The 14,960-nt window shown below is 64.9% G+C and carries 11 protein-coding genes and 1 riboswitch; of the genes, 5 read left to right on the forward strand and 6 right to left on the reverse strand.

The features are described from left to right. Entirely contained in the window at positions 1 to 1,860 is a 1,860-nt protein-coding gene (locus AC05QJ_RS03780; RefSeq protein WP_476745656.1) for an O-antigen ligase family protein, read from the reverse strand. A gap of 148 nt (positions 1,861 to 2,008) precedes the next feature. Here AC05QJ_RS03780 and msbA point away from each other — a divergent pair, with 148 nt between their 5' ends. Both msbA and hldE read left to right on the forward strand, forming a co-directional pair. After that, complete coding sequence (gene msbA, locus AC05QJ_RS03785; protein WP_476745657.1) at positions 2,009 to 3,814, forward strand: lipid A export permease/ATP-binding protein MsbA; 1,806 nt, start codon at positions 2,009 to 2,011, stop codon at positions 3,812 to 3,814. Between the two features lie 119 nt (positions 3,815 to 3,933). Further along, the gene (hldE, locus tag AC05QJ_RS03790; RefSeq protein ID WP_476745658.1) at positions 3,934 to 5,355 is read left to right on the forward strand and encodes a bifunctional D-glycero-beta-D-manno-heptose-7-phosphate kinase/D-glycero-beta-D-manno-heptose 1-phosphate adenylyltransferase HldE; all 1,422 of its coding nucleotides are present in this window, start codon (positions 3,934 to 3,936) and stop codon (positions 5,353 to 5,355) included. Between the two features lie 48 nt (positions 5,356 to 5,403). On the opposite strand, the gene AC05QJ_RS03795 is transcribed toward hldE, so the two are convergent. The 4 genes from AC05QJ_RS03795 to AC05QJ_RS03810 form a co-directional block, all read right to left on the reverse strand. Next, complete coding sequence (locus AC05QJ_RS03795) at positions 5,404 to 6,357, reverse strand: metal ABC transporter ATPase (RefSeq protein ID WP_476745659.1); 954 nt, start codon at positions 6,355 to 6,357, stop codon at positions 5,404 to 5,406. Positions 6,358 to 6,395: 38 nt separating this feature from the next. Further along, on the reverse strand, positions 6,396 to 7,208 hold the full coding sequence (locus AC05QJ_RS03800) for an aldo/keto reductase (RefSeq protein ID WP_476745660.1): 813 nt from the start codon (positions 7,206 to 7,208) through the stop codon (positions 6,396 to 6,398). Next, a complete protein-coding gene (locus tag AC05QJ_RS03805; RefSeq protein ID WP_476745661.1) occupies positions 7,205 to 8,380 on the reverse strand; it encodes an NAD(P)/FAD-dependent oxidoreductase in 1,176 nt (391 codons plus the stop codon). The genes AC05QJ_RS03800 and AC05QJ_RS03805 overlap by 4 nt, the downstream gene beginning before the upstream one ends. 69 nt (positions 8,381 to 8,449) lie before the next feature. After that, positions 8,450 to 8,782, reverse strand: a complete 333-nt coding sequence (locus AC05QJ_RS03810) for a DMT family transporter (protein ID WP_476745662.1) — start codon at positions 8,780 to 8,782, stop codon at positions 8,450 to 8,452. A 91-nt stretch (positions 8,783 to 8,873) separates the two neighbouring features. On the opposite strand from AC05QJ_RS03810, the gene AC05QJ_RS03815 reads away from it, so the two are divergent. Next, positions 8,874 to 9,764 (forward strand): LysR family transcriptional regulator, encoded by an 891-nt coding sequence (locus AC05QJ_RS03815; protein ID WP_476747865.1) that lies wholly within the window; start codon positions 8,874 to 8,876, stop codon positions 9,762 to 9,764. 93 nt (positions 9,765 to 9,857) lie between these two features. Next, entirely contained in the window at positions 9,858 to 11,132 is a 1,275-nt protein-coding gene (gene waaA / locus AC05QJ_RS03820; RefSeq protein WP_476745663.1) for a lipid IV(A) 3-deoxy-D-manno-octulosonic acid transferase, read from the forward strand. A gap of 81 nt (positions 11,133 to 11,213) precedes the next feature. Here the strand turns inward: waaA and AC05QJ_RS03825 are convergent, their stop codons facing one another. After that, complete coding sequence (locus AC05QJ_RS03825) at positions 11,214 to 12,647, reverse strand: TolC family outer membrane protein (RefSeq protein ID WP_476745664.1); 1,434 nt, start codon at positions 12,645 to 12,647, stop codon at positions 11,214 to 11,216. A 143-nt stretch (positions 12,648 to 12,790) separates the two neighbouring features. Beyond that, positions 12,791 to 12,896: riboswitch (TPP riboswitch) on the forward strand. A 146-nt stretch (positions 12,897 to 13,042) separates the two neighbouring features. On the opposite strand from AC05QJ_RS03825, the gene thiC reads away from it, so the two are divergent. After that, positions 13,043 to 14,932, forward strand: coding sequence for a phosphomethylpyrimidine synthase ThiC (thiC, locus tag AC05QJ_RS03830; RefSeq protein WP_476745665.1), 1,890 nt, complete (start codon positions 13,043 to 13,045; stop codon positions 14,930 to 14,932). Positions 14,933 to 14,960: the final 28 nt, after the last annotated feature.

Consider the following 14,960-nt stretch of genomic DNA (forward strand, 5'->3'; position numbering starts at 1 on the left):
TCACTGTAGCTTCCGAGCTGTGTTTTGCAGGTGCCGCTGGAGGTGTTCCGCAGCCTTGTCCGTTACCGACTGTGCATAGCCGTTGAGCAGCGCGTCGATGTTTTCTTCGAACAGCCATTGACGATCTTCGGTATAGCGTTGCATGTGTCGCAGGTTGCGCTGGCGCAGCCCCGAGGACAGAGGGGACGGCAGGATGCGCATGTCCGCCAGGTCGATCAGGCCGAACGCGCCGTTTTCCAGGACCAGCACGTTGCCGAGGTGCAACGAGCGGAAATACACACCTTGCTGGTGCAGTTGTCCGATGAAGCATCCCAGGCGCTGGCAGAGCATCCGCCGTTCTTCCCGGCTGCTGGTCGAGGCCAGGACCTGGCGCAGGGTGCGTCCTGCAAGCGGCTGGTAGCGAACCCCGCGGCTGCCGTCGGGATAGGCGAGCACCTCCAGCACCGGCGGCGTCGGGATGCCCTGAATGGCCAGTTGATGGCTATTTCTGGCAAAACGCTCCGAATAGGGATTCAGGCTTTCCGAGGTCAGCCAGCGACGACGGCGAAACAGCTTGAGGAAGCTGCCATCGCACAGCCGCAGGACCTTCGGTCCCAGGCCGTCTTCCTCGATGACCTGAGCGCCCCGGACCAATGCGTCGGCATCGTTGGCCGTCACCTTGTGCAGCGGAGCCGGCGACAGACGACCGCTTTTCAGCGCCACGTTGAGGGCGGCAATCAGCGCCAGCGGAATCCACAGCAGGAACCAGTGCTCCTTGGGTCGGGACAGGATGCCGCCGCCTTCGGTCAGGCCTGCGCCGATGCCGAACAGCAGCAGCGCCGAGGCAAGTACCAGCAGGGGTTGTGTGCGATGCTTCCAGCCGCTGTAAAGGCCGACACCGAGCATCCCCAGCCATGGCAGCAGTCCCAGGACCCCGACGTTGTAGAGAACGCCCAGGGCGAAGTTGTGCGGTTCGCTGAAGGCCACGCCCAAGCCCACATCCAGGCTCATCGGGGCGTCGTAACCGTGGCCGAGCCAGGGGTGTTCGAGGAACAGGTTCCAGCTCAGGTGCCAGATTTCGAAGCGATGCGAATCGCCCCGGCCGATGATCATTTCGGGCATGAAGACCAGCAAGGCGACGCCGACCAGCGCCCCGCTGACCAGCAGGACAATCGAGCGCCGGCTCCAGCAGAGCAGGGCGATCCAGGCTGCGGCCAGCGTCATGGCGACCAGGGGAGTTCTGGAACCGGTGGCCAGGACCGTGCAGAACATGACGGTAAAGGCGGCCAGGTACAGCGACGAGGTACGCAGGCTTTTGCTGCTCACCAGCATGCACATCCAGTAGACGCTGAAGAAACCGAACAGATGGGAGCTCAGAAGCGGGTTGTCCAGCGCGCCAGCACCGATCAGGCGATTGCTCTGCTCCGTGGATGTCAGCAGGAAGGTGCCAAGGTCGCGGGCCGACGCCAGCAATGCCAGCAGCGCCGCGCCCAGCAGCAACGGCTTCACGGCCTCGATGCGGTGGCGCAGCATCAGGCAGGTGCCCAGGAAGAGCATCAGGGTATGCAACGGCCGCTTGACCAGGCTGCTGGTGCCGCTGTCGCTGGGTGACCACATCAGGGTCACGATGGCGTACCCGGCGAACAGGGCGAACAGCACGACAATCGGCTCGCGCAGGATCGGCTTGAGCTCCCCAGGCCGCAGGATCAGCGCCAGCAGGGTCGGAATACTGAAGAGACTGTAGAACAGCTTGTGATGCAGGCTTCGGTCAGGCAGGAAGAAGAGCGAACTCAGCAGCAGAAAGAAACCGACCGGCAAGACCCACAGGCAGATGAAGTCGAACAGACGATTGGCGCCGGTATTGAGGCTACTCAGGTGCATAGTAGGGCTGTTGTCCGGGGGGAAAGCCGACCATGTTACCTCAGGTGAAGAGCCCATGGTGCGGGAACCTTGGGCGCAAGGGGGGTGACCGACTTCACAGGCAAGCTGTGCTAAAGTCAGCACCCCTATTTTCAGTCCTTTGCGTGATATGACCGACTCCAGTGGCTCCGCCAGCCCTTCGAGCATGAAGATCTACTTCCGTCTGCTTGGCTACGTACGGCCCTATGTCGGCCTTTTCCTGCTGAGTATCGTCGGCTTCCTGATCTTCGCCTCGACTCAGCCGATGTTGGGTTACATCCTCAAGTATTTCGTGGACGGCTTGTCCAACCCTGAAGCCGTGCTGTTCCCGACCGTTCCCTACCTGCGCGACCTGCAATTGCTGCAGGCGGTGCCGCTGCTGATCATCCTGATCGCCGCCTGGCAGGGGCTGGGTTCGTTCCTCGGCAACTACTTCCTGGCCAAGGTTTCGCTCGGCCTGGTGCACGACCTGCGGGTGCAACTGTTCAACAACCTGCTGACCCTGCCCAACCGCTATTTCGACCAGAACAACTCCGGCCACCTGATTTCCCGCATCACCTTCAACGTCACCATGGTGACCGGTGCCGCCACCGATGCCATCAAGGTGGTCATTCGCGAGGGCATGACCGTTGTCTTCCTGTTCGGCTCGCTGCTGCTGATGAACTGGCGGCTGACCCTGGTGATGATTGCCATCCTGCCGCTGATCGCCTTCATGGTCAGTCGCGCCAGCAAGAAATTCCGCAAACAGAGCAAGAAAATCCAGGTGGCGATGGGCGACGTGACCCATGTGGCGTCCGAGACCATCCAGGGCTACCGCGTCGTGCGCAGCTTCGGCGGTGAAACCTACGAGCAGCAGCGCTTCCTGAACGCCAGCCAGAGCAACACCGACAAGCAACTGCGCATGACCCGCACTGGCGCCATCTACACGCCGCTGCTGCAACTGGTCATTTACACCGCCATGGCGATCCTGATGTTCCTCGTGCTGTTCCTGCGCGGCGATGCCTCTGCCGGCGACATGGTTGCGTACATCACCCTGGCGGGCCTGCTGCCCAAGCCGATCCGCCAGCTTTCGGAAGTCAGTTCGACCATCCAGAAGGGCGTGGCCGGCGCTGAAAGCATCTTCGAGCAACTGGATGTCGAGCCGGAACTGGACAAGGGCACCGTCGAGCGTGACGTGGTCACTGGCCGCCTGGAGGTGCGCAACCTCAGTTTCACCTATCCGGGCACCGATCGCCGGGTACTGGACGACATCAGCTTCGCCGCCGAGCCTGGCCAGATGGTGGCCCTGGTGGGGCGCTCGGGCAGCGGCAAATCGACGCTCGCCAGCCTGATTCCGCGCTTCTATCACCACAGCCATGGCGAGATTCTGCTCGACGGCGTCGAGGTCGAGGATTTCCGCCTGCTCAACCTGCGCCGGCACATTGCCCAGGTGACCCAGCATGTCACGCTGTTCAGCGACACAGTGGCCAACAACATTGCCTACGGCGACCTGGCCGGCGCCCCGCGCGCCGACATCGAAGCCGCCGCGGCTGCCGCCTACGCCAAGGACTTCGTCGACCAGCTCCCGCAAGGCTTCGACACTCAGGTGGGCGAGAACGGTGTCCTGCTCTCCGGGGGCCAGCGCCAGCGCCTGGCGATTGCCCGGGCCTTGCTGAAGAACGCGCCGCTGCTGATTCTCGACGAAGCGACCTCGGCCCTGGATACCGAGTCCGAGCGGCACATCCAGGCGGCCCTGGACCAGGTGATGAAGGGCCGTACCACGCTGGTGATCGCGCACCGGTTGTCGACCATCGAAAAGGCCGATCTGATTCTGGTCATGGATCAGGGGCGTATCGTCGAGCGCGGCACCCACGCGCAACTGCTCGCCGAAAATGGCTACTACGCGCGGCTGCACGCCATGGGCCTGGATGAATCGACCAAGGCTGACATCACCTGATACACCTCCGGGGCGCCTGTGCCCCGGCTCCTCCGAAGGCGTGGCGCCGGCTGTAATCTGGCTGGCGCGCAGCCTGTGCTAATATCCCGCCCCTGTTCATTCTGTCTGATGGGTTCTCCATGAAGTTGTCCATGCCGCGTTTCGATCAAGCCCCGGTATTGGTGGTCGGCGATGTCATGCTCGACCGCTACTGGCATGGCGGTACTTCCCGGATCTCGCCTGAAGCGCCGGTGCCGGTGGTCAAGGTCGAGCAGATCGAGGACCGCCCGGGTGGCGCGGCCAACGTCGCGTTGAACATTGCCGCGCTGGGCGCGCCGGCTGCCCTGGTCGGGGTCACCGGTCAGGACGAAGCGGCCGACAGCCTCGCCAACAGCCTGCAGGCCGCCGGCGTGCGTTCGGTGTTCCAGCGCATCGCCCACCAGCCGACCATCGTCAAGCTGCGGGTCATGAGCCGTCACCAGCAACTGCTGCGCATCGACTTCGAAGAACCCTTTGCCACCGACCCCCTGTCCCTCGGCTCGGAAGTCGACGGGCTGCTGGAAGGCGTCAAGGTGCTGGTACTGTCCGACTACGGCAAGGGCGCGCTGAAGAACCACCAGAGCCTGATCCAGGCCGCCCGCGAGCGCGGCATTCCGGTACTGGCCGACCCCAAGGGCAAGGATTTTTCCATTTACCGTGGCGCCAGCCTGATCACCCCGAACCTCAGCGAGTTCGAAACCATCGTTGGTCGCTGTGCCGACGAGGCCGAGCTGGTAGCCAAGGGCGGCGAGCTGATGCGCGATCTCGAACTGGGTGCCTTGCTGGTGACCCGCGGCGAGCATGGCATGACCCTGTTGCGTCCCGAGCACCCGGCCCTTCACCTGCCGGCCCGTGCCCGTGAAGTGTTCGATGTGACCGGCGCCGGCGACACCGTGATTTCCACCCTGGCCGCCGCCATCGCCGCCGGCGAAGACCTGCCCCACGCCGTCGGCCTCGCCAACCTGGCCGCCGGTATCGTGGTCGGCAAGCTGGGTACTGCGGCCATCAGTGCGCCGGAGCTGCGCCGGGCGATCCAGCGCGAGGAGGGCTCCGAGCGTGGCGTATTGAGCCTCGACCAGTTGCTGCTGGCCATCGACGATGCCCGCGCGCACAACGAGAAGATCGTCTTCACCAACGGTTGTTTCGACATTCTTCACGCCGGCCACGTGACCTACCTGGAGCAGGCACGCGCCCAGGGCGACCGGTTGATCGTCGCGGTCAACGATGATGCCTCGGTCAGCCGCCTGAAAGGGCCTGGCCGTCCGATCAACAGCGTTGACCGGCGCATGGCCGTGCTGGCCGGCCTCGGCGCGGTGGACTGGGTCATCAGCTTCCCCGAAGCCACGCCGGAAAACCTGCTGACCCAGGTCAAGCCGGATGTGCTGGTCAAGGGCGGTGACTATGGCATCGACCAGGTGGTCGGTGCCGATATCGTCAAGGCGTATGGCGGGACGGTGAAAGTGCTGGGGCTGGTGGAAAACAGCTCGACCACGGCGATCGTCGAGAAAATCCGCAAGAACTGACGCGACACCACAACGGGGCGAACCGGAATTGACCGGTTCGCCCCGTTTTCATTTGTGCAGACCGACGCGAGCCATCCGCAGCAGCTTGCCGGTCAGGCGCTGCAAGCCACTGGCCGGCTTGGGCGGTGTCAGCCCTTGCTGCCTGACCCAGTCCTTCCAGCGAATCCGCTCATCCCGTACCACCCAACCGTCCTGGCGGGCGAAGCTTTCGGCCAGATAAAGCCCGCGAGTGCCGGCGGCTACCAGCCGGTCTTTCTTCAAGGTGTACAGCTCGGCCTGTGGGTGCCCGTCTTCGAGGGGCATGAGGTACAGGTCGGGCCGGTTGCGGTCGAGGCGGGCCACCAGCTGGTCGCCTTCGAGGCGTTCATCGACGTGGAACAGGCTCAGCGACTTGGCTTCTTTCGGCACTTGCAGGCGCATGTCGTAGATCAGTTGCAGCGAGGCCGTAGGCAAGTGCACGTAGGCCCGCGGGCGCTCGATCAGTTGCAGGTTGCCGCAGCGCACCGGACGCGCCGCGCCAGACTCCGGTGTCAGGACGAAGGGCAGGGCCTCGCGGTAGTGCAGGGCGTCGGCATAGGGCGCCGGGAGCCAGGTGTCGTTGAAGCGGCCGCCGAGCCAGCCTTCCGGCGTTTCCAGCAGGCATTCCTCGGCGACTTCCTGCACCGCGGTATGCAGGGGCAGGTTGATTTCCTGGGCGGGGACGTAGCCTGAGATCAGCTTGAGCACCACATCGCCGCGGTCCTGCCGGCGTTGGCGTACCAGCACCCAGTAATCGCGCCCTTGCCAGTGCAAGGTCAGGCGTACCGAGACGCCGAGGTTGGCGAGTTCGGTGGCGAAGCGCTCGCTGTCGGCGACCTGGATGGCCTTGCGCCGCTGCAGGGTCTGGGCGAAGTTCAGTGGCCGGCCGATGCTCTGGTAGTTCAGGCCATCGGGGCCGGCTTCGACGTGCAGGGGCAGGGTCTTGAAGTTGCTCGGATTCTTGCGGATCAGCGTACGCGCCATCTGGGCTCCTTCTTGCGTTGGGGACGGCTTTCAGCGCTTCAGCGCGTGCGTAGTACCTGGGCGACGGTGGCCACGTTGTGGGCCAGGTGCACCGGATTGATGGTGCCGACAATAGCACTGCTCACCCCGGGGTGGCTAAACAGCAGCTCGAAGCTGGCCCGCACCGGATCCACGCCTGGGCTCAGGCAGACATGGCCGCTGGCCAGGGCCTTCTTCACCAGGATCGCCTTGCCGTGGGCGGCGGCGTAGTCCAGCACCGGGCGCTCGCCCTGCTCGTTCAGATTGTAGGTGACCATCGCGCAATCGCCCTGTTCCAGGGCTTTCAGGCCGCCGGCGGCGGTCTTGCCGGAGAACCCGAAGCCGCGGATCTTGCCTTCCTGCTTGAGTGCAGCCAGGGTTTCGTAGACTGCCTCGGCTTCGAGAATGCGCAGGTCGTCGCCATCGGAATGCACCAGCACCAGGTCGATGCAATCTGTTTCCAGCCGTTTCAGGCTGCGTTCCACCGACATCCGGGTGTGGCCGGCGCTGAAGTCAAAGCGGGACTGGCCGTCGTCGAATTCCTCGCCAACCTTGCTGACGATCACCCATTCGTCACGCTGGCCGCGCAACAGCGGGCCGAGGCGCTCCTCGCTGCGGCCATAGGCCGGTGCGGTATCGATCAGGTTGATGCCCAGCTCGCGGGCCTGGGCCAGCAGCAGTCGGGCCTGATCATCGTCGGGAATGGTAAAGCCGCTCGGGTATTTGACCCCCTGATCGCGGCCGAGCTTGACGGTGCCCAGGCCGAGCGGGGAAACCATCAGACCGGTGCTGCCCAATGGACGGTGGAAATCGTGAAGGGTTGGCAGGGTCATGGCAGCAGTTGCTCCCATACCGGTTGCGCCAGTGGCGGCCTGGGCAGCTCGGGCAGAGCGGGGAGATTGCCCGGCTTGATGCCGTCGCGTTCCAGTGCCTGCAGGACGCGGTCGGCGAAGTCCGGTGCCAGTGCCAGTTTGGTTGGCCAGCCCACCAGCAGGCGCTGCTGGTCGGCGAGGAAGGCGTTATCCGGGCGCACCAGGCCGGATTGCGCCGGCTCGGCGCGGTCCACCCGCAGCGTGGCCCAGCTGACCTGGCTGAGGTCGATCCACGGCAGCAGGCTGGCGACTTCTTTCTTCGCTGCGGCGATCTGTGCTTCCGGCTCGCGGGCCACACCGTCGGCTTCAGCGATATCGCCGCCGAGGTACCAGACCCACTGGCCATCGGCGGCCGGATGAGTGGTGACGGTGATGCGCGGCTTCGGGCCGCCACCCAGGCAGTGGGCGTACAGCGGCTTCAGGCTCGGGCCCTTGGCCAGGACCATGTGCAGCGGCCGGCGCTGCATGGCTGGCTGGCTCAGGCCGAGGTCGGCGAGCAGATCGGCGGTGCCGGCACCGGCACTGAGGATGACGCGCTGGGCACGGATCTCGCGGCCATCGACCCGCAGCCCGACCAGTTCGTCCGCTTCACGCAGCGGTTCGATGCGTTCGCCGGCCAGGAGGCTGTCGCCGGCCAGTTCGGCCAGGCGGGTGAGCAGGCTGGGGACGTCGACCACCAGCTCGGCCAGACGGTAGACCTTGCCCTTGAAGGCGCGGTCCTGCAGGGCCGGCGGCAATTGCTCGCCCTTGACCTGATCCACCCGGCCGCGCACGGCCTTGCTGGCGAAGAAGCTGGTGAGGTTGCCGGCCAGGGTGCCGGGCGACCAGAGATAGTGGGCCTCGGAGAGCAGCCGCACACTCGAGAGGTCCAGCTCGCCGTTGCCGGCCAGCGCTTCGCGCCAGCGTCGCGGCATGTCGGCGATCGCCTCGGAGGCGCCGGTCAGGGCGCCGTGCAGCGCGTACTTGGCGCCGCCGTGGATGATGCCCTGGGACTTGAGGGTCTGCCCGCCACCGACACTGGCGTTTTCCACCAGGACCGTCGAGTAGCCCAGGCGCCGCAGGCGGGCGTTGAGCCAGAGACCCGCGACCCCCGCGCCGACGATCAGGACGTCGGTGGAAATGACCGTAGACATGCAGTTACCTCGACAAGCTGGACAGGCGGGCAAGTATACAGCCTGTTGCGCCTGTCACCCGGTCCGGCATCAATGTCCGGCGGTTTTCGAGAACAGCTGGATCACCACCACGCCGCCGACGATCATCGCCATGCCGAACATGGCCGGCAGGTCGAGCTTCTGCCCGTAGATCACCAGTGCGGCGATGCTGATCAGCACGATGCCCAGCCCCGACCAGATGGCGTAGGCGATGCCCACCGGAATACTGCGCACCACCAGGGTCAGCATCCAGAAGGCCACCGCATAGCCGCAGATCATCAGCGCCAGCGGCAGCGGCGTGCTCAAGCCTTTCACGGCTTTCATCGAGGCAGTGGCGATGACTTCGGCGCAGATGGCAATGGCGAGATAGGCGTAGGCATTCATGGTTCGTGCTCCTCTGTTCTGGCTGGGCATTCTAGGCGTTACCCAGATGGGGTAAAGTCATTTCCTATCCGTTATGGAGATAGGTTGAATGATCCAGCCGCAGTGGAATCTTGAACAGGTTCGCTTGTTCGTCGAGGTCGCCGACAAGCGCTCTTTTTCTGCCGTGGCGCGGGCACAGCGGCGCGCGCAGTCGGCGGTGAGCAATGCCATCGCCCTGCTCGAGGACGACCTGGGCCTGACGCTGTTCGAGCGTAGCAGCGGACGTCAGCCGCAGTTGACCGAGGCCGGTGCGGCGCTGCTGGAAGATGCCCGCGAGCTGCTGCGCCAGTGCGAGCGCCTGGAGGGTCGCGCTTCGGCGCTGATGCGCGGGCAGGAGCCGCGGCTGCGCCTGGCCCAGGATGAAGCCATGCCGTATCCACCGGTGATCGAGAGCCTGGATGAGCTGTCGCGGCGTTTTCCGTTGCTGGAGGTCCAGCTTGCCAGCAGCGCCCAGGGTGATGTGGCACGGCAACTGGTGGAGCGGCGCGCCGACCTCGGCCTGATGTTCCACCACGAACGCGTGCCGGATGCATTGGAGCGGCGGGCGCTGGGCAGTATCGAGATGGTCACCGTGTGCCCGGTGGGGCATCCACTGGCCACGGTTGGGCAGGTCAACTGCGAGCACCTGGCGCGGCACCGGCAGTTGCTGGTCAATCCGCGCGACAGCGGATATGCCGGGGGCGAGCCGGCCAGTCCGCTGGTGTGGCGGGCAGACAGTTTCTACGCCATGGCCGAACTGTTGATGCGCGGGCTGGGCTGGGCCTGGTTGCCGCGGCATGTGGTGCAGTACCCGGCGTATCAGCAGCAGATGGTCGAGCTGGACTGCGAATGGCGGCCGCCGGCGCTGGTGGTCGAGCTGGCCTGGCGCCGCGACGAGCCGCTGGGGCCGGCGGCGCAGTGGCTGGCGGAGCGGTTTGCGGTGCATCTGCGGGCCATGGGGTGATCTTTCGGGCCTCATCGCTGGCAAGGCCAGCGATGAGGCCCTGAAGGGCAACAGGGAGGCATTGCCGATAGCTTCCTTGTAAACTTCCGCGCCATGAACAGAACCCTCTATACCCTGCTATTCCATCTGGGCCTGCCGCTGGTTGCGCTGCGCCTGTTCCTGCGTGGGCGCAAGGCGCCGGCCTATCGCGAGCGTATCGGCGAGCGCTTCGCCCTGGGGCTGCCGCCGTTGCAGCCCGGCGGTATCTGGGTGCATGCGGTGTCGGTGGGCGAGAGCATCGCCGCCGCGCCGATGATCCGGGCGCTGCTGGAGCGTTATCCACAGCTGCCGATCACCGTGACCTGCATGACCCCGACGGGCTCGGAACGGATCAAGGCGATGTTCGCCGGTGAGCCGCGCATCCAGCATTGCTACCTGCCCTACGACCTGCCGTGGGCGGCGGGGCGGTTTCTCGACTGGGCCCGGCCGAAGCTGGCGGTGATCATGGAAACCGAACTGTGGCCCAACCATATCCATCAGTGCAGCAAACGCGGCATTCCGGTGGCGCTGGCCAATGCCCGGTTGTCCGAGCGTTCGGCCCGCGGTTACGCGCGTTTCGCCGGCCTGACCCGGCCGATGCTGGCGCAGATGAGCCTGATCGCGGTGCAGACCGAGGCCGAGGCGCAGCGCTTCCGCGATTTGGGCGCACGTCCCGAGTGCGTCGAGGTGACCGGCTCGATCAAGTTCGACCTGAAGATCGACGAGCAACTGCTGCCCCGGGCCCGTGCCCTGCGCGAGCAGTGGGGCGCGGCTCAGCGGCCGGTGTGGATCGCTGCCAGCACCCATGATGGCGAAGATGCGCTGGTCCTGGCGGCTCACAAGCAGTTGCTGGAGATGCATGGCGATGCGCTGCTGATTCTCGTGCCCCGGCATCCGGAGCGGTTCGATGCGGTACATGCGCTGTGCCGCGAGCAATTCGCCACGGTGCGGCGCTCGTCTGGCGCGGTGGTAGAGGCGCAGACCCGCGTCCTGCTTGGCGACACCATGGGGGAACTGCTGTTTCTCTATGCCCTGGCCGATATCGCTTTCGTCGGCGGCAGCCTGGTGCCTCGTGGCGGGCATAACCCCCTGGAACCGGCGGCGCTGGCATTGCCGGTGATCATGGGGCCACACGTGTTCAATTTCCTTGAAATCAGCGGGATGTTGAAGGCGGCGGGAGCCTTGCAGGAAGTCGATGATGCCGAAGGGCTGACGATGGCGGTGCGGCGCTTGATCGAGTTGCCACGCGATGCGCGCAGGATGGGCGAGGCCGGTGTGGCGGTGATGCGGGCCAATCAAGGGGCCTTGCAGCGGTTGCTGGAGGGGCTGGGGGCGCTGGTCAGAGACTGACTGTAAGGTTGTGTTGTCTGATCCACCGCCATCGCCGGCAAGCCAGCTCCCACAGGGAGCCGGCGTGCCGGCGATGAGGCCTTACGGTCGGGCCTCGAAATTGGCCTTGGCCGCTGCCGCCAGGTCTGGCGGCAGGAAGTCGCGGTCCGGGTTGTAGTCCGGCTTCAGCCAGCGTCCCAGATCCTGCAAGTCCTGCGGGCTCAGCGTCCCTGCCGCCTGCTTGAGCCGCAGGTTGTCGAGGATGTAGTCGTAGCGGGTGTTGTTGTAGTCGCGCACCGAGGTGTAGAGCTGGCGCTGGGCATCGAGCACGTCGACGATATTGCGCGTCCCCACCTGATAACCGATTTCCGTGGCTTCCAGCGCGCTCTGGTTGGAGATGATCGACTGCTTGCGCGCCTGGACCTGTTCCACGTCGGTATTCACCGCGCGGTGCAGGTTACGGGTGTTTTCCACCACCTGGCGACGCAGGCTCTCACGCTGCTGCTCGCTCTGGCTCAGGCGCTGGTAGGCCTCGCGCACTTGCGAGCTGGTGAGGCCACCGCTGTACAGCGGAATGTTCAGTTGCAGGCCGATGCTGGTCTGTTCGACGTCGCCACCGTAGCGCACGCCGGTCGGGCTCGGGTTGGTGAAGCCCAGGCTGTCGTTGTCGCCTTTCTGGTAGCGGGCCACCGCATCGACGGTCGGCGCGTGGCCGGCCTTGCGCTGGCGCAGGGTTTCCTCGGCGGCGTTGACCGCGAAGTTGGTCGCCTGCAGGTTGAGGTTCTGGCGCGTGGCGGTATCGACCCAGGCCTTGGCGTCATTGGGAACCGGCACCTGCACGGGCAGCGTATGGACCACGCCCTGCAGCGAGTTGTAGTCGCGGTTGGTCAGGGTCACCAGGGCTTCGAAGGCATCCTGCACGCGACGCTCGGCAATGAGCCGGTTGGCGCGGGCGGTGTCGTAGCTGGCCTGGGATTGCAGCACGTCGGTCTTGTCCGAGAGGCCGACGTCGAAACGCTCGTTGGACTGGTCGAGCTGGCGCTTGAACGCTGCTTCCTCGGCTTTGGTCGAGGCCAGGTTGTCCTGGGCGCGCAGCACCGCGAAGTAGTTCTCGGCACTCTGCAGGATCAGGTTCTGTTCGGTGGCCGACAGTTCCAGCGCAGCCTGTTCGTTCACCGCTTCGGCGGCTTGCAACTGGAACCAGCGGTCGGCACGGAAGATCGGTTGCGACAGGGTCGCCTGCCACGAGTTGCCGCTGCGGTTGGAGGTCACCGAGGGCTCGTCGAGGCGGGTGCGGGTGTTCATCATGTCGGCGCCGGCGGACAGGTTCGGCAGCAGGCCGGCGCGGGCCTGGGGCACCACTTCGCGGCGGGCGCCGTAGTCGGCACGGGCGGCGGCCAGATCGGCGTTGTTGTTCACGGCTTCCTGGTAGACGCTGACCAGATCGGTCCTGGCGGACATCGGCACGTCTGCTGCCCAGGCCAATCCGTTGGAAGCACAAGACACGGCAAGCGCCAGTGAGAGTTTGCGCAGCATAGGGCGATCCTTGAACGAAGAGGCTAATTCTGAACTTGCGAGTGTAGTTGCGCAGGCATCTTGCAACAATCTGACATTTGCGCCATTTGTCATGCTTGTGCTTGGAAGGTTGGCGTTTGCCGTCACTCTGGTCTAGAGTGGCCGGGTTCTTGTCGGGGTGCCTTGCGTTGAGGCTGAGATCGGATAATTCCGGATCCCGTTGAACCTGATCAGGTTAGCGCCTGCGTAGGGAACAAGATTGCTCGCTTCCCGCGAGCCCTCTTGTGCCGGGTCCGGGAATGTCGAGTCAGCCACGATGGCAACAGACACCCCCGTATTCAGCACAGCACCGCCCGCGGTGCGTCCGTGCCTTCATCAGGTTCACTCCGACATCCAACCCGTCTGGAGAGCCTGTGATGACCAAACAAGAAAAATACCCCGCCAACCTGAGCGAGTCCGCGCAGGTCGATCAGCAGTCCGTACAACCCTTCACCCGCTCGCGCAAAGTCTATGTCGAAGGTTCGCGCCATGACATCCGCGTGCCGATGCGTGAAATCAGCCTCGACGACACCCCGACCGACTTCGGCGGCGAAGCCAACGCCCCGGTGCTGGTCTATGACACCTCCGGCCCGTACACCGACCCGAACGTCATCATCGACGTGCGCAAAGGCCTGGGCGACGTGCGTTCGGCCTGGATCGACGACCGTGGCGACACCGAGCGCCTGGATGGCCTGTCGTCCGACTTCGGCCAGCAGCGCCTGGCCGATGCCGAACTGACCAAGCTGCGCTTCGCCCACGTGCGCAACCCGCGCCGGGCCAAGGCCGGCGCCAACGTCAGCCAGATGCACTATGCACGCAAGGGCATCATCACCGCCGAGATGGAATACGTCGCCCTGCGCGAAAACATGAAGCTGCAGGAAGCCCGCGCCGCTGGCCTGCTGGACCAGCAGCACGCCGGCCACAGCTTCGGCGCCAGCATTCCGAAAGAGATCACCCCTGAGTTCGTCCGCGAGGAAATCGCCCGCGGCCGCGCGATCATCCCGGCCAACATCAACCATGTGGAGCTGGAGCCGATGATCATCGGCCGCAACTTCCTGGTGAAGATCAACGGCAACATCGGCAACAGCGCCCTGGGTTCGTCCATCGAAGAAGAAGTGGCCAAGCTGACCTGGGGCATCCGCTGGGGCTCGGACACCGTCATGGACCTGTCCACCGGCAAGCACATCCACGAAACCCGCGAGTGGATCATCCGCAACTCGCCGGTGCCGATCGGTACCGTGCCGATCTACCAGGCGCTAGAGAAGGTCAACGGCGTGGCCGAGGACCTGACCTGGGAGCTGTTCCGCGACACCCTGATCGAACAGGCCGAGCAGGGCGTGGACTACTTCACCATCCACGCTGGCGTGCTGCTGCGCTATGTACCGCTGACCGCCAAGCGCGTCACCGGCATCGTCAGCCGTGGCGGCTCGATCATGGCCAAGTGGTGCCTGGCGCACCACAAAGAGAACTTCCTCTACACCCACTTCGATGAAATCTGCGAAATCATGAAGGCCTACGACGTCAGCTTCTCGCTGGGCGACGGCCTGCGTCCGGGCTCGATTGCCGACGCCAACGACGAAGCGCAGTTCGGTGAGCTGGAAATCCTCGGCGAGCTGACCAAGATCGCCTGGAAGCACGACGTCCAGTGCATGATCGAAGGCCCGGGCCACGTGCCGATGCAGTTGATCAAGGAGAACATGGACAAGCAGCTGGAATGCTGCGACGAAGCGCCGTTCTACACCCTCGGCCCGCTGACCACCGACATCGCGCCTGGCTACGACCACATCACTTCGGGCATCGGTGCGGCGATGATCGGCTGGTTCGGTTGCGCCATGCTCTGCTACGTGACGCCCAAGGAACACCTGGGGCTGCCGAACAAGGATGACGTCAAGACCGGCATCATCACCTACAAGATCGCTGCCCATGCCGCGGACCTTGCCAAAGGTCACCCCGGCGCGCAGATCCGCGACAACGCCTTGAGCAAGGCGCGCTTCGAGTTCCGCTGGGAAGACCAGTTCAACCTGGGCCTGGACCCGGACACCGCGCGCTCGTTCCACGACGAGACGCTGCCGAAGGATTCGGCCAAGGTGGCGCACTTCTGCTCCATGTGCGGGCCGAAGTTCTGCTCGATGAAGATCACCCAGGAAGTGCGTGAGTACGCCGCCAACCAGCGCATTGATGTGGTGGATGTGGCGGTCGAGGATGGCATGCGCGAGCAGGCCGAGCGGTTCCGCCAGGAAGGCAGCCAGTTGTACAAGAAAGTCTGAGGTGAGCCGGGGCCGCCAGTGCGGCCCT

The sequence above is a fragment of the Pseudomonas sp. TUM25319 genome (assembly GCF_056388475.1).

Bases quoted from the DNA above. Each gene is read 5' to 3' on its own strand.
- AC05QJ_RS03780 (WP_476745656.1), bottom strand. From the start codon at position 1,860: ATGCACCTGAGTAGCCTCAATACCGGCGCCAATCGTCTGTTCGACTTC.
- msbA (WP_476745657.1), top strand. From the start codon at position 2,009: ATGACCGACTCCAGTGGCTCCGCCAGCCCTTCGAGCATGAAGATCTAC.
- hldE (WP_476745658.1), top strand. From the start codon at position 3,934: ATGAAGTTGTCCATGCCGCGTTTCGATCAAGCCCCGGTATTGGTGGTC.
- AC05QJ_RS03795 (WP_476745659.1), bottom strand. From the start codon at position 6,357: ATGGCGCGTACGCTGATCCGCAAGAATCCGAGCAACTTCAAGACCCTG.
- AC05QJ_RS03800 (WP_476745660.1), bottom strand. From the start codon at position 7,208: ATGACCCTGCCAACCCTTCACGATTTCCACCGTCCATTGGGCAGCACC.
- AC05QJ_RS03805 (WP_476745661.1), bottom strand. From the start codon at position 8,380: ATGTCTACGGTCATTTCCACCGACGTCCTGATCGTCGGCGCGGGGGTC.
- AC05QJ_RS03810 (WP_476745662.1), bottom strand. From the start codon at position 8,782: ATGAATGCCTACGCCTATCTCGCCATTGCCATCTGCGCCGAAGTCATC.
- waaA (WP_476745663.1), top strand. From the start codon at position 9,858: ATGAACAGAACCCTCTATACCCTGCTATTCCATCTGGGCCTGCCGCTG.
- AC05QJ_RS03825 (WP_476745664.1), bottom strand. From the start codon at position 12,647: ATGCTGCGCAAACTCTCACTGGCGCTTGCCGTGTCTTGTGCTTCCAAC.
- thiC (WP_476745665.1), top strand. From the start codon at position 13,043: ATGACCAAACAAGAAAAATACCCCGCCAACCTGAGCGAGTCCGCGCAG.